Source organism: Tetragenococcus koreensis, from assembly GCF_003795145.1.
Lineage (GTDB): Bacteria > Bacillota > Bacilli > Lactobacillales > Enterococcaceae > Tetragenococcus > Tetragenococcus koreensis.
The window spans coordinates 1,961,775-1,984,305 of record NZ_CP027786.1 but is presented as its reverse complement, the minus strand read 5'-3'; the positions used below and the strand labels follow the sequence as shown (position 1 = coordinate 1,984,305).

Sequence of the window (22,531 nt, the reverse complement as noted above, 5' to 3'; positions counted from 1 at the left end):
TTCAATTGTTCTTAAAATTAATGCTACTTGAGACTTTTGTTCAAATCTCGTATCTATTCTTTGTGGGCCCATTTTAGACTGTAACTTGGACCGTATGCGTGCCAATGCAAATCTTTGACGCTTGGATTAACTAAAGTAGACAAGCTTCTGTTATAAATTGGTGCAATAATCGTATCTTGATTAATTAAAATATCTTGTGCTTCAATAAAGTCATCAAAACGTGCATTTAAATCAGCGGCGTGAGTTGTTCTTGTATCTTGGATCAACTTATCATATTCTTCATTACTATAGGTAACGCCTCCTAAATCGCTGCTAGACATAAAGATACGCATCACGGTTAATGGGTCGCGATAATCAGTTCCCCAACCTGCTAATTCTAAATCATATTCTTTGTTTTGATCACGTTCAACACGAACGGTAAAAGGAACTTGTTCTACAGTTATTTCTAAGCCTGGCAAGTTATCTTGTAATTCATATTGGAAAAATTCAGCGTTTTTCTTCGCTTCTTCGGTATCATCCGTTAAAAAGTCGAGCTGTACTTTATCTACACCTAATTCTTCTTTTCCTTTTTCCCAAGCTTCTTTCGCTTTTTCAGGATCATAAGTCATATAATCGTTTCTTTCCTCCGCCACTTCTGTAAAATCTTTTTCTCCATCTGGAGATTGGGTTTGACCTTTTGGTATCAAATGGTCGGTTGGATTTGACTCATCTTGTAGTACTTTTTCTACGAAATTTTCCTTATTGAAAGCTTGAGCAATTCCCTTACGAATATTTTCATTATCTAAGGCATTTTTCTTTCCGTCACGTTCACCGTTCATTTTTAAAAAGAACGTGGTAAATTGTTCAACAGATTCAAACGATGGATCATCTTTATAAGAAGGAATGTATTCACTACTTAGTTTATCGATCATATCTAATTCATCGGTTGTATATAAGTTAAGGGCAGTTGCAGGAGATTTTACCACGGTAACACCTGCTTCTTCTAATTTAACTTGATCTTTATCCCAGTAAGTGTCATTTTTTTCATAGCCCCAATCATCACTGGAAGAACTCCAGTCGGTTAATTTAAACGGACCATTATAAATGAGGTGTTCCGAATCAATAGCGTATTCGTCTCCTTGTTCTTCAACGTATTCTTTATTTTGCGGATACAATACCGGATAAGCAAGCAATGACTTGAAGTATGGTACAGGACGTTCCAAAGTAAACTCTAATGTTTTATCATCAATTGCTTTGACACCAAGCGTATCAATATCGCCCTCTTCTAAATTAATTTCGCGAGCGTTTTTGACAACGTCAAAGAGCACATCGGCATTTGGCGCTGCGTATTTCGGATCGATAATTTTTTGAAAGGCAAAGACAAAATCATCTGCTGTAACAGGAGTGCCATTTGACCATTCTGCATCATCTCTTAAGGTGAACGTATAAACTGTTTCATCTTCGCTGATTTCCGGTTCTTCTTTGGCTGCGCCTAATTGCAATTCATCGTCTGGACCTAAAACATAAAGACCTTCAAAAACTTGACTCATAGCTAAAGTAGAAGTTGTATCGCCGGCTTGGCTAGGCTCCATTGTAGAAATAGCGGCAGTAGAACTTAACTCAATCTTTTGCTCAGTATTCTCTCCTTGAGCATCTTGACTTGCTGATTGACCTTGACAAGCTGTTAGTAGTAATAAAGTAGAAACAGCTCCTAATATCGTTAACTTTTTCGCTTTCAATTTTTCGTCCCCCTTTGTGTACAAATAAGCGATTTAAATTATCAGATAATTTAAAATATTTGTAATTTTCAATTTACCACAATTAATAAAAGAAGGAACCGTTAAAAGTTACAATAAAGCGTATTTGTATTTGGTTATTTTGTACAAAGTAAAAAAAGGGCTCTAAAAAAGGATAAATAGGAATCACCAGATGTTTAGAGAAAACATAAGAAAAAAGTTGACGAAATAGTGAATATGTGCTATACTATTTAAGTTGAGAAATGGAAGTAGAAGCACCCGCTTCTCGCCTTAGTGACAAAAGTGACTGGGCAGAATAGGATTTTGCATTAAGGGTAAGTATACCTTAGTGGGAATACGTGCGGGTTCTTATAGAAGAACTCGTTTTTTTATGGAGAATTTTTATAAAGCTTTCTTTCTCTCAAAATATTTGGAGGTGAATGACCATAGCAAAGGATATGATGGTTAACGACGGCATTCGTGCACGTGAGTTGCGTTTGATCGATCAAAATGGAGATCAACTTGGCGTCAAAACAAAAGCAGAAGCGTTGAAGATAGCTGAACAAGCAAACTTAGATGTAGTTTTGGTAGCACCGAAAGCAAAGCCACCCGTTGCGCGAATCATGGACTACGGAAAGTATCGTTTTGAACAACAGAAAAAAGAACGTGAAGCTCGTAAAAAACAAAAAGTGATCAATGTAAAAGAAATACGCTTAAGTCCAGCGATCGACGAGAATGATTTCAATACGAAACTACGTAATGCACGTAAATTCCTTGAAAAAGGCGATAAAGTGAAAGCTTCTATTCGTTTTAAGGGCCGTGCCATTACCCATAAAGAAATTGGTCAGGAAGTCTTGAATCGTTTAGCTCAAGAAACAGAAGACGTTGCAACCATTGAGCAAAAAGCGAAGATGGACGGACGCAGTATGTTCTTGATGCTTGCACCTAAAAATGACAAGTAAAATCGACTTGCTGAAAAATTAGTCAACAGTCAGATCATATAGATTTTGAGGAGGAAATTAGTTATGCCAAAACAAAAAACACACCGCGGATTAGCAAAGCGTGTAAAACGTACTGGTAATGGCGGATTAAAAAGACATCGTGCGTTTACAAGTCACCGTTTCCACGGTAAAACAAAAAAACAACGCCGTCAATTGCGCAAACCAGCTATGGTTTCAGCTGATGATATGAAACGCATCAGTCAACAATTAGCTAAAATGAAATAGTGAGTTGTGCAAGTGTTGCATACCCATTCAAATGAAGAATTATTTAGGAGGAATTAAACATGGCACGTGTTAAAGGTGGAACAGTAACTCGTAAACGTCGTAAAAAAACGCTAAAATTAGCAAAGGGCTATTACGGAGCAAAACATACTTTATTTAAAACAGCAAAAGAACAAGTGATGAATTCATATAACTACGCATTTCGTGATCGCCGTCAGAAGAAACGTGATTTCCGTAAATTATGGATCGCACGTATCAATGCAGCAGCACGTATGAACAATATTAGTTATTCACGATTAATGCATGGTTTGAAATTAGCTGGTATCGATATTAATCGTAAAATGTTAGCTGATATTGCAGTTAGCGATGAAAGTGGATTTACTGCATTGACAGAACAAGCAAAAAGCGCGTTAGAAAACAACTAATTAAATAATAAAGTTTAACGAAGTCTGCTCGATTGAGTAGACTTTTTTTATATATAAAATGAATTGGCAATGCGAAAGTTGTACAATAAACGAATAACATCGGTAATTACAAAATAGGTTAACAATAAATATCTGAATTAGTGGTATTTGCTTTCTTAGGTAAATGCCTACGCTATTTAGTTTTATAATTTAATTGAAAAAGTTAAGTCACATCCTTTTAATATCAGGAAGTTGTCTAACTTTTCATTTATGTTCATGTTGTCTATTTTCAATTATTACCTAAGTAATGCCGAGGAAAGATAATAATTTTCGCTAGGTAATACACTAGCCAATAAAGAGCTCACTGTTTTTCAATAGAGCTAAATTACTGTTGAATCAATCTATAAGGGTATACTTATAAGTATTTATAGTCATATTAAAAAAAAGGTTTTTAGGTTAATTGGCTGGTAATAGATACTATTTTTTTTCGTTATTCAAATGATTACCGTGGTTTCCTTTATTGTTTTTATCGAAGTTATAATGCGCTAAAAAAGGCCTGCTTATTGAAGCGTTCTTCATTTTGTTATACTCTTAGTTTGTGTTATTCATTCAGTATGGTACATAGTAAATGAAACTAGGGGGAAAAGATGGATTTTATTGAAGTGAAAAATACTTATAAAAAGTATCAGATGGGCGATACAATAATTGCCGCTAACAATGATCTGAATTTTGGCATAAAAGAAGGAGAATTAGCAGTGATTCTTGGTCCAAGTGGGGCCGGAAAATCCACGATTTTAAATATTCTTGGTGGTATGGACTCGCCGAGTGAAGGACAAATTTTTATCGATGATGTGGATATCGCACAGTATTCAAGCAAGCAATTAACCGAATATCGCCGTACAGATGTAGGATTTGTTTTTCAGTTTTACAATTTAGTGCCTAATCTTACGACCAAAGAAAATGTTGAACTTGCAACTGCCATAGCTAGTGATGCTTTAAACGTTGAAGTGGTCTTAAAACAAGTTGGTTTACAAGGTCGAATGGATAATTTTCCAGCTCAACTTTCCGGAGGCGAGCAACAACGCGTGGCAATTGCTCGTGCTTTGGCTAAAAATCCAAAATTATTGCTTTGTGATGAACCGACTGGCGCACTCGACAATGAAACGGGTAAACAAATATTAAGGCTCTTACAAAATGCTAGTAGAGAACTAGGTCGTACTGTGTTAATTATTACGCATAATTCAGCAATTGCAGAAATGGCTGATCGAGTGATTCAAATCAATGACGCGCAAGTTCGTTCAATTGAAGAAAATAAAGCCCCTTCTTCAGTCGATACGATCGTGTGGTAGGTGAATACAATGAAAAATAATGTCTACATCCGTTCAACTTTCCGTGATATTAAGCAATCCTTTGGTCGTTTTATTGCTGTTGTTTTAATTATTTTTATGGGCGTTTTACTTTTTGTAGGAATTAAATCAGTGGGACCAGATCTGGAAAAATTAGGAAATCAGTATTTTCAAAAGCAGCAATTATCAAATGTTCAAATCCGAGGAACAGCTGGTTTAACTACTAAGGATAAAGAACTTATTGAACAAATTGATGGTGCGCATGCAGAATTGGGCTATAATTTTGCTTATTCCGATGAAGAGAACGATCGAAATTTGCAAGTATATTCTTTTGATAAAGAGCAAAAACAAAATCAATTGACATTAGAAAAAGGAAGTATGCCTACTGCAGATGATGAGGCAGTCATTGATTCTCAAATGCAAGATGATTATGAAATAGGTCAGACCATTACTATTGCTGATGATCAATTAGAAAATCAAGAGGTAAAAATTACTGGTTATGTTGAATCGCCTCTTTATATTAATAAAACTGAAAGAGGGGCAGCTGAGGTAGGCGATATTGATGGTTTTATTTATCTTTCTGCTAGTAATTTTACTGCAGACGCTTATTCGATGATGAACTTAACTTTTTCAAATTTACCTTATGATTTTTTTTCAGATGCATATGCAGCTCAATTAAATGCGAAATTAGAAGATATTGACAGTATCTTTGATAAAAGAAAAGAGTATCGTAAACAAGAATTAACAGATGATGCCTTATCAGAAATTGCTGATGAACAAGAGGAACTTGACGAAAATCATAGGAAATTAGCAGATGGTCAAGAAGAATTAGATGAAGCAAAAGATGAGTTGCAAGAGAAAAAAGACCAATTTTCAGAGCAAAAAGAACAGGTAATTGCAGCTTATGGCGCAGCAGCTGCTGATGAACAACTAGCAGAGAGCCAAGAGCAACTCGCTGAGGCAGAAGTTGGTATTAAAGGTCAGCAAGGAACATTAGACGAAAATCAGCAAAAACTCGCTGAAGGACAAGAAGATATTGACAAAGCGAGACAAGAAGCTGAGGACATGGAAGAGCCTAACTATTTAACCGATGTTCGGAAAAATTATCCGGGATTTAATGAATATACTAGTTTGTCTGACCGCATCGATACGATCGGCAATGTATTTCCGGTTTTCTTTTTCTTGATTGCTATTTTAATTACTTTCACAACGATTACGCGCATGGTTGAAGAAAATAGAAAAGAAATTGGAACGTTAAAAGCTTTAGGTTATCGTAACCGAGAGATTTCTAGTAAATATATTTTATACGCTTTTTTTACAGTGCTATTGGGTGCAACTTTAGGCGTTATTGTTGGAACAAAATTTCTTCCACCCATTGTTTTCTTGCTATTAAAACAAATGTTTATTTTCCAAAATTATCCGATCAGTTTTTGGTTTACTCCAATTATGATTGCAATGATAGCAGCAGTTATTGCAACACTGGGGTCAGCCGTATATGTATTAGCTAAAGATTTACGTGAAAAACCAACTTCTTTACTAATGCCCAAAGCGCCCAAAGCTGGTCAACGCATCTTTTTAGAACGAATTACTCCGTTATGGGCCAGGCTAGGCTTTATTAAGAAAGTAACTGCCCGAAATCTATTTCGCTATAAAGCACGAATGATTTTAACAGTGTTAGGAATTGCGGGGTGTACCGGACTTATCGTAGCTGGTTTTGGTTTAAAAGATTCAATTGAAGCGCCTGCTTATAAACAATTTGAAGAATTAAATCATTACCAAGCCATGGTTACCTTAAATGAAGAGGGCATCGATAATTCAGAGCAAGTAGAAGCAGCGTTCAAAGCTACAGCAGAAGTTGACCGCTATTTGCCAATTTACAGTGAGCAAGTAAAATTTAAAGAAAAAGGGGCCACCGAACAAAACGCTACGCTTTCTGTAACAGAGCAGCCTGACGCTTTTTTGGACTTTGTTACATTCCATGCTGAAACAGACGACTCACAAACACACCTAACAAATGGAGGGGCGATGATAAGTGATCGTTTGGCTAAATTATATGATGCTTCTGTCGGAGGTTCATTGAAGATGCAAAGCGCTGAGGGCGATGAATACGAGATTAAAATTGCCGGCATTACAGAAAATTATCTGGGTCATAATGTTTATATGACAAAAGATTATTTCAACGAGGTAACAGATATTGATGAAGACTTAAATACCTATTTAGTCAAAACGGCAGATATGGATAAGCCAGCGGAAAATGATTTGTCACAAACGCTAGAAGATACAGATGAAGTGATGAATATCACTTTTAATAGTGATCAGATTGAAACGCAAGCAAGTTCTTCTGCTAATCTAATGCCTATTATTTTAATTTTCATTATTTTATCAGGGACTTTAGCATTTGTCGTGCTTTATAATTTAACAAATATCAATATTTCAGAACGTGAAAGAGAGTTAGCTACAATCAAAGTTTTAGGCTTTTTTAACAAAGAAGTTACGATGTATATTGTGCGTGAAAATGTCATTTTCACTATTTTAGGTATTTTGTTTGGCTTTGGCGTAGGGAAAGTTTTGACTTGGTTTATTGTAACGATGGCTTCCTCGGATGGTATTGTCTTTCCACTCATAGTGCCGCCGATAGGATATTTAATGGCAGCCTTGATGACAATTGTATTTTCTGCAATTGTTATGATTATTACTCATTTTAAATTAAAAAACATTGACATGATTGGTGCTTTGAAAGCAAATGAATAAACTAAAAAGCATTTTTCCCATCTCAGAGAAAAATGCTTTTTTAATCGGGTTCCTTATCAAAGCTTTCGTGTAAGTCAAAAGATTTATTATAAAATTTGAGTCCAGTTGTAATTAACCAAGCAGATAAAGCGCCTAATAAAGCACCTAAAGCAATTCCGATAAATCGGTATTGTAGTAAAGAAGGTACGTTTTGGTCTTTCGTTAAACTTGAGAGTAATAAAGCCATAGGCGTTGTGAAAAAAGCGGATAACGCATAGTTACTACGCACTGAGATCTGCGAAATTGTAAAAAGGGCAATAATTAAAAAGATGGTTTCCAAGGTAGTTAAAGGAGCATTTAATAATAAAGCAGCAATACCAATGCCAATAACAGTTCCTAAAATACGCTGGACGTTGCGTTGCATAATTGCTCTTAAGTTATCTCCTTGTAAAATGGCCGCACAAGATACCACCATCCAATAAGGATTTTGCAATTGTAATCCAGAACTCAAATAAACGGCTAAGAACAAAGTCGCACCATAAAAGATACCGTCAATAAAAACACTAGGGTCCTCGTGAACACGTTGAAAAAAAGACTTTTCTTCTACAATTGTAGGGGGTTCTTTTTCAGTAAAGTGCACAATTATTGCCATAAGAATCGCAATGAAAGCTCCTAATAAATAATAGCTACCTAATACTGGCACTTGTTTTATGGGAATGCGCATACTTGCGCCCATCGCTGAAACTAAGACGGCAAAAAAGACACCCGGTTTTTTAATATCATAAAGGCGAAAAAAGATGCGTCCTAAAAAGGCAATCAACCCGACTGCAATTGGAGCAGTCCAACTAGCAAAAGTAGTTAAAAAGCCGATAAGAAAGCTAGTTAAAATGAAAAGCGCAACAGCTATAAAGCGTAAAATCAAGTTTTTTAAGGGGATATTTTCGTAATACATAAGTATAAAAATGCCTAAAAAACCAAAACTTGCAATCGACATATTATGAGAAAAATAGCCGATAAATAATATAATTGCCATGCAAGCGATTGTTCCTAAAAGCTTTACTACGTTAAATGTAGGTCTATGTAAATGCAGTAAATCTTTAAAAAAATTATTTTTCATATTTTCCATTTGTGCAACACCACCTTCTATGATAACATAAATGCTGGTTTTTTAGGCATTTATATTTGTGAAAACATAAATAACAAAAGGCTTGAGCTTTTTCTCTTAAAAGAAAAGCTCAAGCCTTAGTAATTTCCTCTAATTTTTTAACCCGTCCACCGATTCTATCAGCAAAATTTTCCGACTCTTTTTTGGTAGGAAATAGTAGCAAGTTAGTGGGTGTCTTATCTCTTGTTCTGCGACCATCTTTAGCAATGTAACCATGAAAGACTTTTACGACATACATACAATCCCCTCCTTTTTGGTATAGTCAAGATTATACGAAGTAGGAGGCAAAAAGCAATAAAAACGCTTTAATTTTATAAAAACGCTAACTTTTTTACTAATTGTTATCATTATCATAGAATACTTTACCCTGCTCTAATTGATTGAAGTGCACCATCAGAGGGGTAGGATTGGTTAACACTTCAATCTAGAATGATCAAGTTAAGGGTGTTGTGGGTTATTTTTTGCATAGTCTTCAAAAATTTGATGAAAGATTGGCTGCGCTTTTTTTAGACGGGTTAAGCGATTCGAATTTTGCTCTAAGAAACAGTGTTTGCTTGTTCCAGTCGTTACTAGCTGGTTCTTTTCATTGGCTATTTCATAAGAAAAGTCTAAGCGCGCGCCATTATATTTGGCGACAAAAGTATCGATACGTACTTTTTCGCCGTAATAAATCATGCCTTTATATTGGCAGCTCACTTCTAAAACAGGAACAATAATTCCAGCTTGTTCCATATCTTGGTAAGGAAGTCCTAAGTATTCTAATAAATCGACACGAGCTTCTTCAAACCAGCGAATATAATTTGAGTGATGGACAATTCCCATCTGGTCGGTTTCATAGTAATGTGGTTTGCGACAATAACCAGGATACATTTTTTCACCTTCTTCTTAATTATAGTCTAAAATTTTTCTAGCTAAATGACAAGAAATATTAGGTAGTAGATTAAGAAAATAAAAAAGAAAATTTTCAGTAATATTATTGCTAAAAAACTTGACTTTTCAAGGTTTTTCTTGTAATTTAAAGCTAATACAAAAAAGCCTAAGAAGGAACAGACATTTAGCAAGAGAACTTTTTAGAGAGAAACTATCTTGGCTGAAAATAGTTTAAGTGATTGCTATATGTACAGACATTCCAGAGGCGAACGAGCCAAAAGCCGTTCCGCTTAAACGAGCGTTATTCGTCAAAGGAAAGCATAACTTTCAAAATTAGGTGGTACCGCGAGTAATTCGCCCTTGTAAAAACAAGGGTGTTTTTTTATTTGTTTTTTGTTGTCGGTATGAGTTTTAGGAGGAAAAACAATGAGTTATCAACGCCCAAAAGGCACGAATGATATTTTGCCTGGTGAATCTGAAAAGTGGCAATTTATTGAAGAAACAGCACGTGTATTATTCAATGACTATCAATATCATGAGATTCGTACACCTGCGTTTGAACACTACGAAGTGATTTCAAGAAGCGTGGGAGATACGACAGATATCGTTTCTAAAGAAATGTACGATTTCTATGATAAAGGCGGACGTCATATTACGTTACGCCCTGAAGACACTGCCCCCATTGTGCGTGCTTATGTTGAACACAAATTATTTGGCCCAGAATATAGCAAGCCTTACAAAGTATTTTACATTGGACCGATGTTTCGTTATGAGCGTCCTCAAAAAGGTCGCCTGCGCCAATTTCATCAAATTGGTGTAGAAGCTTTTGGTTCAGATAATCCAGCAACGGATGTGGAAACCATGATTATGGCGCTGGAATTTTTTAAGCAGTTAGGGATTCAACAACTTCGTTTAGTCATTAATACGTTAGGCGATAAAGAAACGAGAGAAAATTATCGCCAAGCATTAATGAATCATTTTTCTGCTCATGAAGATGAATTAAGTGAAGATTCCCAAAGACGTTTGCACGAGAATCCTTTACGTATTTTAGATAGTAAAGACAAAGCTGATAAAAAATTTGTCGCAGAGGCACCATCGATTTTGGATTACTTAAGTGAAGATGCTCAAAGTCATTTTACTCAAGTCACTGCAATGCTGGATGCTTTAGAAGTTCCCTATGAGGTTGAACCAACGATGGTTCGCGGTTTGGACTATTACACGCACACCATTTTTGAAATTATGAATGACAATCCCAAATTGGGAGCCCAATCCACAATCTGCGCTGGCGGACGGTATGATCAGCTAGTTGAAGAATTGGGCGGGCCTGATACACCAGGATTTGGCTTTGCTATGGGAATTGAACGATTGTTACTAGTTTTGGAAAATGAAAAAGTTGAACTACCTGCATTGCATAAATTGGACGCTTATGTGGTCAACATTGGAGATTTCACAAATGTTGAAGCATTGAAAGTCACCCAAGCAATCCGGGCGGCTGGTTTTTCAGCTGATCGAGACGTTATGGGACGTAAAGCCAAAGCCCAATTCAAATCCGCTGATAAAGAAGGCGCAAAGCTTGTTCTTACTTTGGGAGAAGACGAATTGAATGCGGGCATGATCAACGTGAAATCAATGGCAAGCGGTGAAGAAAAACGGATTGCCTTAACGGCTATTTATAATGATTTTACACAAATTTTTGATGAAATGATTTAAAGGAGAAAAAACATGGGGAATAGAACAGTTTATTGCGGTCTGGTCGCTAAAGAAAATTTAGAGCAGACAATTACTTTACAAGGCTGGGTACAGAAAAGAAGAGATTTAGGCGGAGTTATTTTTATTGACTTGCGCGATCGTGAAGGGATTGTCCAAGTTGTATTTAACCCAGAAGTCTCACAAAAAGCCTGGGAAATCGCTGATTCTTGTCGTAGCGAATACGTGTTAGAAGTTACAGGCACTGTCAGACAACGTACTGAAGAAGCGATTAACCCTAATATGAAAACGGGCGAATTTGAAGTAATGGCAAACGAGATTACAATTTTAAATACCGCCAAAACGCCGCCTTTTTCAATTGAAGAGGATACAAAAGCAGGCGATGAGATCCGCCTAAAATATCGTTACTTAGACTTACGACGGGCTAATATGACAGAAAATTTGATGTTACGATCTAAAGTGACTCAAACCATCCGTCACTTTTTAGATGATCATAAGTTTTTAGATATTGAAACACCTTTTTTAGGCAAGTCAACGCCAGAAGGTGCTCGTGATTATTTAGTACCTTCGCGTGTACATCCTGGACATTTTTATGCCTTACCGCAGTCACCACAAATTTTTAAACAATTATTGATGAATGCTGGATTTGATCGTTACTATCAAATTGTTCGCTGTTTTAGAGATGAAGATTTACGTGGGGATCGTCAACCGGAATTTACCCAAATAGATATTGAAGCGTCCTTTTTGACGCCAGAAGATATTCAAACATATACGGAACAAATGTTAGCTGATGTGATGAAAAAAACACAAGGAATTGATGTCACTTTACCATTTCCTAAAATGACTTGGGATGAAGCGATGGATCGTTTTGGCAGTGACAAACCGGATACCCGTTTTGACATGGAACTGATTGATTTATCAGAAGTGGTAAAAGATGTAGATTTTAAAGTGTTCCAAATGGCCTTACAAAATGGTGGTGTAGTCAAGGCACTGAATGCCAAAGGAGCAGCAAACAACTATTCACGTAAGGATATGGATCATCTAGGTCAATATGCTAGCCAGTTTGGTGCCAAGGGCTTAGCTTGGTTGAAAGTCGAAGAAGACGGGCTTAAAGGGCCAATTGCGAAATTCTTGACTGATGTGTCAGATGAAATTATTGCTAAAACGGAGGCCCAAGTTGGCGATTTAATTATGTTTGGTGCTGATTCTTTTGAAGTAGTGGCTGCGACATTGGGAGCTATTCGCACGCGTTTAGCTAGAGAATTAGACCTAATCGATCAGACTAAATTTAACTTTTTGTGGATTGTTGATTGGCCGCAATTTGAATACGATCATGAAGAAGAACGCTATGTTTCTGCTCACCATCCGTTTACTATGCCTAAAGAAGCAGATATTCCTTATTTGCAGACCGATCCTGCAAAAGTTTATGCCCAAGCTTACGACATTGTATTGAATGGTTATGAATTAGGTGGTGGGTCACTACGGATTCATACTAGAGAATTGCAAGAGCAAGTGCTTAAAACGTTAGGATTTTCAACAGAAACAATGAATGAACAATTCGGTTTCTTACTAGAAGCTTTAGAGTATGGCTTTCCACCCCATGGCGGAATTGCCTTAGGCTTGGATCGCTTAGTAATGCTCTTAGCTGGGGAAGATAACATCCGCGAAGTGATCGCTTTTCCTAAAAATGGTAAAGCATTAGATCCTATGTCTAATGCACCAAGCACTGTTTCTCCGCTTCAATTATATGAATTAAATATTGAGGTAACAGATACCGAAGAATAAGGCTTATCGAATAAGGAAAAAGACGAACGGCTATTGTTTGCTTTTATCCTTATTCGAACTTTTTTGTTATAATGTGATAAATAATAAAAAAAGGACGGAGCTAATGAGACATTCCCTAAAACTTTTCTTGCAAACTGATTATGTTACTAGATTTTCTTTTTCAATTGTCTATGCGTTACTAGCTTCTGTGGCTTTGAATTTTTTCTATGAGCCGGGCAATATTTATGCCAGTGGGGCAACGGGTGTTGCTCAAATCATCTCCACGCTGTTTCAACAATTTTTACAGGTGGATTTTCCAATTGCCTGGGGACTATTGCTGATTAACTTACCTTTATTTATACTGGGTTGGTTTAAAATCAGCCGTCGTTTTACCATTTTCACTGGGATTACGGTAGTGTTTACTTCAATATTTATGGAATTAATACCAACAGAGGTTTTAACAACAGATCCGATTATCTGTGCGATTTTTGGAGGAGTTTTAAATGGTGCTGGAATGGGCTATGCTTTTAAAAATGGCCTGTCTTCAGGTGGTTTAGACTTCATTACCATTTATATTCGGAAGAAAACTGGCAGAGAAGTAGGCTCACTTTCAATTATTTTTAATGGCATGATTATGGTCGCAGCGGGTATATTATTTGGTTGGCAGTATGCGTTATATAGTGCCTTAGCGATATTTGTCAGTGGTAAAGTGATCGATGTGGTCTACACCAAACAAAAGAAAATGCAGGTAATGATTATTACTCGCCGACCAGAAGTGGTAATTGCAGCATTGCAAAAACGTCTGCAACGGGGAATTACCATTATAAATAATGCCCAAGGCGCCTATACAAAAGAGAATGAAACGGTATTGTTTACCATTGTGACCCGTTATGAAATGCCCTTATTACGTGAGGCGATGAATAAATCTGATGGAAAAGCATTTGTCAGTATTGCAGAAAATGTCCAAATTTTAGGGAATTTTTATGAAGAAGAATTATAATCGTTTTATACTGTTATTTCAAGGAAACATCAGATTTAATTTTTTTTAAGAATTATGTTACAGATTGCTTTTACAAGCTTTTTTTGATTAGATATAACTTGACGCAATGGCAAATTGAGTGTAAGAGGGTACAAAAACATGGAGAAAAGAAGAATTAAGAATAGCCGTTACATTACCGGAATTGACGGCGTTCGTACATTAGCAGTAATTGGTGTCATTTTTTATCATTTGATGCCATCTTATTTGCCTGGGGGCTATTTAGGGGTTCCCATCCTTTTTGTTATTTCTGGTTATTTGATTACTGATTTATTGCGCCAGGAATGGCAACAAAATGAAAAAATCGGTGTTTTGAAATTTTATATACGGCGCTTAAAAAGACTGTATCCGTCTTTAGTTACAGTGCTGGTTATTTCAACTGCTTACATAACGCTATTTCAGCGAAATTTATTAAATAATTTACGAGGGGCCGTACTTAGTAGCCTTTTGTATGTGAATAACTGGTGGCAAATCGATCACGGCCTTTCTTATTTTGATCGTTTTGGCAATGAATCTCCATTTACTCACTTATGGACAATGGCTGTAGAAGGACAAAATTATCTAATTTGGCCCATTCTTTTTATTTTTCTAATGAAATTTGTTAAACGCAGGGATTGGATTTTTTACGCACTATCAATTGCAGCACTTTTGTCAGCCATCGGTATGGCAGTTGGTTTTACTCCTGGAGAAGACCCTACGAGGGTTTATTATGGTACAGACACCCGCATCTTTTCGATTTTGATCGGTAATGCGCTGGCTTTTATATGGCCTAGTACCCGCTTGAAAACAGAAATTCCCGACAGTGCTAAAAGAATTCTAAATATTGCAGGATTGGCATCGCTGTTCATGTTAGTGGTTTCGTTTATTTTTATGGATGATCGATTCAGCTTCCCATATTATGGAGGAATCTATCTAGTTAGTCTCATTACAGCTGTTTTAGTTGCCGTGACATCCCATCCTGGTGCGAGCTTGAATCGCTGGTTAACTAATCCAGTGTTTAGTTATTTAGGCAAACGTAGTTATGGTATTTATTTATACCAATTTCCTGTAATGATTTTTTATGAAGCAAAAGTAAATGTAGCGACTAATGTCTGGTTGCATGTTTTCATTGAATTTGCATTGATTTTATTATGTAGTGAGTTATCTTATCGTTTCATTGAAGAACCATTAAGAAAATTTGACTATAAAAAAACCTGGAAAAAAATCAAGGATTGGTTTGCCTTGCCTGCGCTTAGTAAAGAAAAAGCAGTGGGAATTGCTGGTTTTGTCGTTGTCCTAATTGCGACTATAGGAGTTGCTACAGCTCCTAGCAACTATGTAGACGCTAATCAAGAGGAATTTCAAGAAGAGATTCAGGCAAATAAACAAGCAGCTCAAAAGTCCAAAAATGATGGTGAAAAAGTAGAAGCAGAGAATGATGAAGAAGAAACGCAAGACACAGCAACTGATGAGAATATCTTACAAACATATAGCAATGACACGGATCATGTGATGGAAAAATATGATTTGACAGAAAATCAAGTGAAACGTGCGCGCAGTACCGAAGTTACAGCTTTCGGAGATTCTGTCTTATTAGGTTCAACTAAAAACATTCAAGAAATTTTTCCTGATGCTGTCATTGATGCCGATGTTGGTCGTCAATTATACGATAGTGTAGATCTTTTGCAGGAATTAAAAGATGAAGATAATTTGAAAGAAAATGTTGTGATTGCTTTAGGTAGTAACGGTTATGCAGATGAAGCACAATTTGATGATCTGATGAATGTCATTGGTAACCGAAAAGTTTATCTAATTAATGTTCGAGTACCAACACAACGTTGGCAAAATGATAATAATACCTTGTTCAAAAAAATGGATGACAAGTACAAACGTGTCACATTAGTTGATTGGTACGACTTAAGTAATCCAAATAATAACTGGTTCCGCGAAGATCAAGTTCATCCAACTGACGTCGGAAGAGTGGAGTATACTTCGCTGTTAGCTAAAGCTATATTAGAATAGCACATACATTAAAGCCCGCTGAATTTTTCAGCGGGCTTTTTTGTGTCTTAAGCACATAACACTGGCAAAGTCACGTGCTTATCTAGTATTAGCCACGTAAGTTTTCTGAACTTATGTGGTTATTTCCAAATACGATCATTATTTTTGAAAACTTATGTGCTAAAAGTAATTTAAACTTACATTTTTAACTTTTTTCCCATTTCAAAAAAAGAAATCAGCAAAAATTGCGTACTTTATAGTGAAAGGAGGAAATAAATGACGATTGAAGAACTGTCTGATGAATTAATTAACTATGGAAGTCAACACAAAATGCAAGATATGTATCTGTACTTATTAAATGAACAGGCCATTATTTATTTTCGGAAAAACTCACAAACGATTAAGCACAAAGAAATTTCAAATGAACAAGCACAGCAGCTGATTTCACGATTTAAATATTTGGGTGAAATGGATGTTGGAGAAAAACGTAAAGCTCAACTTGGCGCTATTAGCTATTTATTTAAAGAACATACACAAAGATTACGGTTATCAACTGTTGGCGATTACCAAGGGAATGAAAGTTTAGTTATCCGCTTTTTATACAATTTGAATCAGGAGAAGCCGGCATATTTCTTTTCTGCAGATGCCGAATTAGTTCAACAAAAAATCCAAGAAGAAAGAGGACTATATCTTTTTAGTGGTCCTACAGGTTCTGGCAAAACCACGTTAATGTATCACTTGGCCCAACATGCAAAAGGACAAGTCATTACGATTGAAGACCCGGTCGAAATCGAAGAGCCGAATTTTTTACAACTGCAAACGAATGAAAAAATTCAACAGACGTATGATCAATTAATCAAATTATCATTGCGGCATCGTCCTGACTTATTGATTATTGGTGAAATACGTGATCAACTGACAGCAAAAGCAGCTATCCGTGCAGCCTTGACCGGGCACACTGTACTAGCAACAGTACATGCTAAAGGAGTTCTTGAAACAAAAAGTCGTTTATTGGACTTAGTAGGTAGCCAGACCGAATTAGGTGATTGCTTAAATGGTGTAATTTATCAACAACTTTTTTTAGACAAACAGGAAGAAAGCCGAGCTCTACTAGCGTATGAATTTTTTACTGGTAATTTAGAAAAAAGACAATGGTCTGAAGCCTACGCTCAGGTCCAAGAGGGAGGTTTACTGTATGCCGAAAAACAAGCATAAAAATACTGCCCTCATGCGTGAACAATTTTTAGAAATGATGATCAGCTTGCTAGAAAATGGTTTTTCTCTGCAAGAAAGTTTAGCGGTCATGCAACGTAACAGACAGTTTTCCCCGGAAATTTTGCAATGTTTTACTAGCGGTCTTGCTAAGGGGGGGACTTTTGCTGAATGTTTCTATCAAGCTGGTTTTACGTTGCAAGAAATGACTCAAGTACAATTAGCAGATGTCCATGGAAATGTGGTTACAACATTAAAGAACATTTTGAATACCATGCAAATTTTAAGAAAGCAGAAAAAGGAATTGAGTAAAGTCGCAACATACCCAGCTTTATTATTTATATTTGTGATTACCTTATTATTTGCAATGCGTTTTTTTCTTCTGCCATCGTTGCTGCAATCAGGGATGATTGATACAAGCCATTGGAGTATTTTGTTAATAACTTATGGACCATTTATTATGGTGGGGATGATAGTTGTTATAGGCTGCTTATTTGGGGGCGGTTGGTGGTATAGTCGGCAGCAGCCCGTTATTTGGCGTGCAGTCTTTTTTGCTAATTTGCCATTGGTGGGTTTTTTATACAAAATGTTTCAAACCAGCTATTTTGCTTTGGAATGGGGAAAAATGTTTAAACAAGGACTTGAAGCCCGACAGATTCTAGCTTTTATGGCGACCGTCAATCCTCACTCGTTAGTTGCCAGCTTAGCTAAGGAATTAAATAATGCGCTGTCACAAGGGAAATCACTAGCTGAAGAATTAGAACATTATACATTTTTGTTACCCGAATTCTCGCTGATTATTTTACAAGGGGAGATTAAGGGAAAACTGGGTGAAGAGTTATTGCTTTATAGTCAATTATTAACCAAAAGAATTGTTGAAAAAGTAGAAGGTTGGATTCAATGGGTCCAACCAGTAGTATTTTTGGTGGTTGCGGTTTTGATTATGGCAATCTATATTGCGATGTTTTTACCTATGTATGAAAATATTGGAGGGATTATGGAATGATAGAAGAACGGCAGCAGAAATTTAATTTAAGGAAAATAATCAGTAGCAAGTTTACGGATTTTAAGAAAAAAACGAAAAGCGGCTTCACATTAATAGAAATGATGATCGTTTTGTTAATTATTAGTATCTTGGTCTTATTATTTATTCCTAATTTATCAAAGCAAAAAGATACAGTTTCAGACCAAGGAGATGAAGCTATCGTCAAAGTTGTTGAAACACAGATTGAAATTTATGAAATTAACAATAATAAAAAAATTACAGATAGTGCCTTAAAAAATCTGGTAACTTCAGAGCAATATAAAGTGTATAAAAAATATAACAATTAGCGATGAGAATGAGGCGAACAACCATGAAACCTTATCCAGGATTTACTTTGATTGAATCTCTTGTAGTCTTATTTGTGGTAACACTATTCATCACCCTGCCTTCGATCGTTATACAGGATGCTAAAGAAACGTTGGAAGTTGTTCATTTTTTGGATCATTTCGAAAAAAATATACTAATGACCCAACAAGCGGCTATCACATCGAATGAGAGGACCCGAATGATGCAAAGAGATACGACGACTGAGTATTATTTTTATACCGATACGATAGAAAAACTTGATATGCCAAAAGATTTAAGAGCAAGCAGAATTAAAACGCTTTATTTTAATTCTGGTTCTGGCAATAACAGCAGTTTACAAAAACTCCACTTTTATTGGGATAAAAATAATCAAAAGATTACCTATAGCTTTTTATTTGCAAGGGGGCACTATGAAAAAAAGATCACAACCATTAACTAGTGGTTTTATTTTGCTAGAATGTATTGTTGCTTTGGCCATTTTAACAACGACCGTTTTTCTTTTTCAAACAAGTCAAGTACATGCTTTAAAAGAAACCAAAAAGAGCCAAGAAGAATTGCAGATGTTACGTGTATTATATGAAGAAACAAAAGAACGCAGGCAATATCAAATGAAAACGGCAAATTACCAGGTGACAAGAAACGGAAGTTTTACAATTTCTTATCAAACAAGTCCTATGGCACAAGCAAAAATTTCTACAAAGCAACAGGATTGGGCGATCATACGTGAAAAATAAGGGGTTTACACTTATAGAGTGTGCAGTGGCATTAATGGTATTAAGTTTATTTTTGCTAGGAACATTGGGCGTTTTTCAACAAAGCAAACAAGTACAACAAGCTGTTTATGGGAGAAATGCGCAAGAATGGCATGTATTCTTGATTCAATTTGAAGATAAATTAGCCGAAGGCACATTTTCTCGAGTAGCAAGTAATAAAATTTATTACAATAAAGTAAATTCGGCTACAAATAGAGAATATGAATGTCGTATTGAGTTAAATTCGAATCGAAATGAGATTGCGATACGTGAGAAAAATGGCTATGAACCAGTGTTGACTGAGGTGAGAAAATTACAATTTCGCAAAAGTAGTCAGTATATTTTATTTACGGTAACTTTTTTGAACGGAGAACAAAAAAATGGGAAATGGACGATCGACAAGACATAAAGGCGGCGTGTTGTTAACGGCCGTTTTCACGGTGGCTATTATAAGCGTGTTATTACTATTTCTATCAGAAAATTATCGTCTACAAGCGCAATTTACACGGAACACACGTGAATATTATGAGATCCAAATTATTAAGGAATTATTTTTGACAGACTACCAGGCTTTGCCGGAAAACAAACGACCGCAAAAAGGAGAAGCTGTTTATAATCAGGGAAAACTGTCTTATGAAAAAGAAAAAGACCAACTAATGCTAACCATTAGTGTGGGTGAGCGAAAAAGAAACTTTAAAGAAAAAATAGAGGAGGCGTCTGCTAAGAAAAAAGTACAGAAAAAAACAAACAATGATACACAGCAGAGCAGTGAAATTCTTCAAACAGAGTGAACTGTTCTGTTTTATTTTAAATAAACACATAGAATAAAAGAAAGTGAAGCGCTGTAAACAGTGTTAGTTGATTATTTGACTTAAATCAGATAGAATTAAACAGGTAAATTTGTTGTTATAGTCAATTAAGAAAGTGAGGGAGACCGTGTCTGCAGAAAATGTTGAAGAAAGTTTTCACTTGCATCTTGAAGCAATTCAGTTATTGCAAAACGCCTTGGAAACCTCTTATTTAGATGCTTACATAGAAAATATAGAGAACATTAACGACCATTACCAAGTGCGTATCGTTGATGGTGTCCCTAAGCAGTCGACTGTCGAGGAACTCGATCGGATTTATCAAAAGCTTCAGGGAATTTCTTTGGAAAAAGAAGAACGGCGCAAGCTTTCACAGTTATTGCTTTTAAAAGGAATGCAGACCGAACCACTACAGCCGAATCACCAGTTGACTCCTGACAGTATTGGTTTTTTATTTGTTTTTTTATTAGAACAACTATATCCTGAAAAAGATTCATTAAAAACAATTGCTGATTTGACCAGTGGAATGGGGAATTTACTCTTTACCGTATTAACAAATCTGGAAGTAGCAGGGTACCATTTGCATGGTTTTGGCGTAGACAATGATGAAACGATGTTGGCAGTTGCTGCTAGTAATAGTCAATGGATCCCAACAGATGTTACTTTGTTCCATCAAGATGCGGCTACTGACCTATTAATGGATCCTACCGATGCTGTTTTTAGCGATCTACCCGTTGGCTATTATCCAATGGATGAAAATGCGAAAAAATTTGATACAGCGGCAGAAGAAGACCACAGTTTTGCTCATCATTTGTTGATTGAGCAAAGTATGAAATATGTAAAAGAGGATGGTTTTGGCTTGTTCTTAGTTCCTACGAACTTTTTAGAAACGGACCAAAGCGAGTATTTAAAAAAATGGTTGGTTGATAAAGTGTATCTGCAAGGGATCATCCAATTGCCAGATGAATTATTTAAAAATAAGGCCGCTAGCAAAAGCATTTTAATTTTGCAGCAAAAAGGTGAAACAGCCAAGCAAGTGCCGGAAGTGCTATTAGCAAAAGTGGCATCATTGAAAGAACCAGCACAAGTTACTACTTTCTTTAAAGAATTCAAAGAATGGCAATCTGCCAATATGGCAAATTAAAGATAAAAATTAGTATCAGTACTAAAATTTTAAAATAAAAGGAATGAGGATAAAAAATGGCAAAAACAATCGCAATTAATGCAGGAAGTTCAAGTTTAAAGTGGCAATTATATGAAATGCCAGCAGAAGAGGTAGCTGCTAAAGGGATTGTAGAAAGAATCGGCTTAAAAGATTCGATCTTTACGATTAAATATGGAGACGGTCAAAAATATGAAGAAACGAAGGATATTAATGACCACGAAGTTGCAGTTAAAATGTTGCTGGACAAATTGATTGAATTAGGTATTTTGGGTTCTTACGATGAAATTACCGGTGTTGGTCACCGTGTAGTTCAAGGTGGGAAATATTTCGACAAATCAGTCGTCATTGACGATGACGTTCTGGAAAAAATTGAAGAGCTAGCTGATTTTGCTCCTTTGCATAATCCAGCTAACTTAATGGGGATTAATGCATTTAGAGAATTATTACCTGATGTAATTAATGTGGCTGTTTTTGATACAGCATTTCATGCAAATATGCCAGAATCTAATGCGCGTTACAGTATTCCTAAAGAATATAAAGAAAAGTATGATATTCGTAAATATGGCGCCCATGGAACTAGCCATCGCTATGTTGCAGAACGTGCAGCTGATATGTTAGAACGCCCAATTGAAGACTTGAAACTTATTACTTGTCACTTAGGCAACGGCGCTTCGATTACAGCTGTTGAAAATGGCAAATCCGTAGACACTTCAATGGGCTTTACCCCATTAGCTGGTGTGACTATGGGAACTCGTTCTGGTGATATCGATCCAGCTGTTTTGCAATATTTGATGAATAAATTAAATATTGATATCGACGAAATGTTAAACATTTTAAACAAAAAGTCAGGTTTGCTTGGTTTAACAGGTATTTCCAGTGATATGCGTGATTTGGAAGATAATATGGATAATGAAGATGTTCAAATTGCGTTAGATATTTTTGCTGATCGTATTCGTAAATACATCGGTAGTTATGTAACTACAATGAATGGCGTTGATGCGATCGTATTTACTGCTGGCATTGGAGAAAATGACGCGAATGCTCGTGCGAATGTGATTAACGGGATGACTTGGTTTGGCTGCGAAATTGATCCAGAAAAAAATAATGTGCGCGGCGAAGAAAAAGTAATCTCAACTGACGATTCTAAAGTCAAAGTACTTTTAGTTCCGACAGATGAAGAATTAGTCATTGCACGTGATGTAGAATCATTGCGTAAAAATGGTTAATAAATAGAGAAATTAAGGGCCTTTGACAAGTAGTGTTGTTTAAGCAAAACCTTTATAAAAAAGAAGGACTTCGGTTCTT

Annotated in this window: 22 protein-coding genes and 1 other annotated feature; of the genes, 18 read left to right on the top strand and 4 right to left on the bottom strand. The window is 36.1% G+C overall.

Annotated elements, in window-relative coordinates; all coding sequences use genetic code 11:
- Positions 1–53: 53 nt before the first annotated feature.
- Positions 54–1,718, bottom strand: coding sequence for a peptide ABC transporter substrate-binding protein (locus tag C7K43_RS09555; RefSeq protein WP_124006629.1), 1,665 nt, complete (start codon positions 1,716–1,718; stop codon positions 54–56).
- 258 nt (positions 1,719–1,976) lie between these two features.
- Positions 1,977–2,114 (top strand) — a sequence feature (ribosomal protein L20 leader region).
- Positions 2,115–2,155: 41 nt separating this feature from the next.
- Between C7K43_RS09555 and infC the strand changes: the two genes are divergently transcribed.
- The 5 genes from infC (at position 2,156) to C7K43_RS09530 (ending at position 7,439) form a co-directional block, all read left to right on the top strand.
- Positions 2,156–2,677, top strand: a complete 522-nt coding sequence (infC, locus tag C7K43_RS09550; RefSeq protein ID WP_124006628.1) for a translation initiation factor IF-3 — start codon at positions 2,156–2,158, stop codon at positions 2,675–2,677.
- Between the two features lie 63 nt (positions 2,678–2,740).
- A complete protein-coding gene (gene rpmI, locus C7K43_RS09545) occupies positions 2,741–2,941 on the top strand; it encodes a 50S ribosomal protein L35 (RefSeq protein ID WP_124006627.1) in 201 nt (66 codons plus the stop codon).
- 59 nt (positions 2,942–3,000) lie between these two features.
- Positions 3,001–3,363 carry a 50S ribosomal protein L20 gene (rplT, locus tag C7K43_RS09540; protein ID WP_124006626.1) on the top strand — a complete coding sequence of 121 codons (363 nt, stop codon included), beginning with the start codon at positions 3,001–3,003 and terminating at the stop codon, positions 3,361–3,363.
- Between the two features lie 626 nt (positions 3,364–3,989).
- Positions 3,990–4,691 carry an ABC transporter ATP-binding protein gene (locus C7K43_RS09535; protein WP_124006625.1) on the top strand — a complete coding sequence of 234 codons (702 nt, stop codon included), beginning with the start codon at positions 3,990–3,992 and terminating at the stop codon, positions 4,689–4,691.
- A gap of 9 nt (positions 4,692–4,700) precedes the next feature.
- Positions 4,701–7,439, top strand: coding sequence for an ABC transporter permease (locus C7K43_RS09530; protein ID WP_124006624.1), 2,739 nt, complete (start codon positions 4,701–4,703; stop codon positions 7,437–7,439).
- 40 nt (positions 7,440–7,479) lie between these two features.
- Here the strand turns inward: C7K43_RS09530 and C7K43_RS09525 are convergent, their stop codons facing one another.
- The 3 genes from C7K43_RS09525 to C7K43_RS09520 all read right to left on the bottom strand — a co-directional run bounded on the left by C7K43_RS09525 (position 7,480) and on the right by C7K43_RS09520 (position 9,453).
- The gene (locus tag C7K43_RS09525; protein ID WP_307723690.1) at positions 7,480–8,544 is read right to left on the bottom strand and encodes an FUSC family protein; all 1,065 of its coding nucleotides are present in this window, start codon (positions 8,542–8,544) and stop codon (positions 7,480–7,482) included.
- A 109-nt stretch (positions 8,545–8,653) separates the two neighbouring features.
- Positions 8,654–8,821: a hypothetical protein gene (locus C7K43_RS13275; protein WP_168712001.1), complete on the bottom strand. Its 168-nt coding sequence runs from the start codon at positions 8,819–8,821 to the stop codon at positions 8,654–8,656.
- A gap of 200 nt (positions 8,822–9,021) precedes the next feature.
- The gene (locus C7K43_RS09520; protein ID WP_124006623.1) at positions 9,022–9,453 is read right to left on the bottom strand and encodes an acyl-CoA thioesterase; all 432 of its coding nucleotides are present in this window, start codon (positions 9,451–9,453) and stop codon (positions 9,022–9,024) included.
- A 426-nt stretch (positions 9,454–9,879) separates the two neighbouring features.
- Between C7K43_RS09520 and hisS the strand changes: the two genes are divergently transcribed.
- The 13 genes from hisS (at position 9,880) to C7K43_RS09455 (ending at position 22,452) form a co-directional block, all read left to right on the top strand.
- A complete protein-coding gene (gene hisS / locus C7K43_RS09515) occupies positions 9,880–11,163 on the top strand; it encodes a histidine--tRNA ligase (RefSeq protein ID WP_124006622.1) in 1,284 nt (427 codons plus the stop codon).
- A gap of 12 nt (positions 11,164–11,175) precedes the next feature.
- Complete coding sequence (gene aspS / locus C7K43_RS09510; protein WP_124006621.1) at positions 11,176–12,945, top strand: aspartate--tRNA ligase; 1,770 nt, start codon at positions 11,176–11,178, stop codon at positions 12,943–12,945.
- A gap of 103 nt (positions 12,946–13,048) precedes the next feature.
- Positions 13,049–13,924 (top strand): YitT family protein, encoded by an 876-nt coding sequence (locus C7K43_RS09505; RefSeq protein WP_124006620.1) that lies wholly within the window; start codon positions 13,049–13,051, stop codon positions 13,922–13,924.
- A gap of 138 nt (positions 13,925–14,062) precedes the next feature.
- Positions 14,063–15,961, top strand: coding sequence for an acyltransferase family protein (locus C7K43_RS09500; protein WP_124006619.1), 1,899 nt, complete (start codon positions 14,063–14,065; stop codon positions 15,959–15,961).
- Positions 15,962–16,216: 255 nt separating this feature from the next.
- Positions 16,217–17,155 carry a competence type IV pilus ATPase ComGA gene (comGA, locus tag C7K43_RS09495; RefSeq protein ID WP_124006618.1) on the top strand — a complete coding sequence of 313 codons (939 nt, stop codon included), beginning with the start codon at positions 16,217–16,219 and terminating at the stop codon, positions 17,153–17,155.
- Positions 17,136–18,158, top strand: a complete 1,023-nt coding sequence (gene comGB, locus C7K43_RS09490; RefSeq protein WP_226996648.1) for a competence type IV pilus assembly protein ComGB — start codon at positions 17,136–17,138, stop codon at positions 18,156–18,158. The genes comGA and comGB overlap by 20 nt, the downstream gene beginning before the upstream one ends.
- The gene (gene comGC / locus C7K43_RS09485) at positions 18,155–18,484 is read left to right on the top strand and encodes a competence type IV pilus major pilin ComGC (RefSeq protein ID WP_124006617.1); all 330 of its coding nucleotides are present in this window, start codon (positions 18,155–18,157) and stop codon (positions 18,482–18,484) included. Before comGB ends, comGC begins: the two co-directional genes overlap by 4 nt.
- Positions 18,485–18,507: 23 nt before the next feature.
- Positions 18,508–18,942, top strand: a complete 435-nt coding sequence (gene comGD / locus C7K43_RS09480) for a competence type IV pilus minor pilin ComGD (RefSeq protein ID WP_157977746.1) — start codon at positions 18,508–18,510, stop codon at positions 18,940–18,942.
- Complete coding sequence (locus C7K43_RS09475) at positions 18,914–19,237, top strand: hypothetical protein (protein WP_124006615.1); 324 nt, start codon at positions 18,914–18,916, stop codon at positions 19,235–19,237. The genes comGD and C7K43_RS09475 overlap by 29 nt, the downstream gene beginning before the upstream one ends.
- The gene (gene comGF, locus C7K43_RS09470; RefSeq protein WP_124006614.1) at positions 19,227–19,664 is read left to right on the top strand and encodes a competence type IV pilus minor pilin ComGF; all 438 of its coding nucleotides are present in this window, start codon (positions 19,227–19,229) and stop codon (positions 19,662–19,664) included. Before C7K43_RS09475 ends, comGF begins: the two co-directional genes overlap by 11 nt.
- Positions 19,636–20,046, top strand: coding sequence for a competence type IV pilus minor pilin ComGG (gene comGG / locus C7K43_RS09465; protein ID WP_124006613.1), 411 nt, complete (start codon positions 19,636–19,638; stop codon positions 20,044–20,046). The genes comGF and comGG overlap by 29 nt, the downstream gene beginning before the upstream one ends.
- A 145-nt stretch (positions 20,047–20,191) precedes the next feature.
- Complete coding sequence (locus C7K43_RS09460) at positions 20,192–21,205, top strand: class I SAM-dependent methyltransferase (protein ID WP_124006612.1); 1,014 nt, start codon at positions 20,192–20,194, stop codon at positions 21,203–21,205.
- 56 nt (positions 21,206–21,261) lie between these two features.
- Positions 21,262–22,452, top strand: coding sequence for an acetate/propionate family kinase (locus C7K43_RS09455; RefSeq protein WP_124006611.1), 1,191 nt, complete (start codon positions 21,262–21,264; stop codon positions 22,450–22,452).
- Positions 22,453–22,531: the final 79 nt, after the last annotated feature.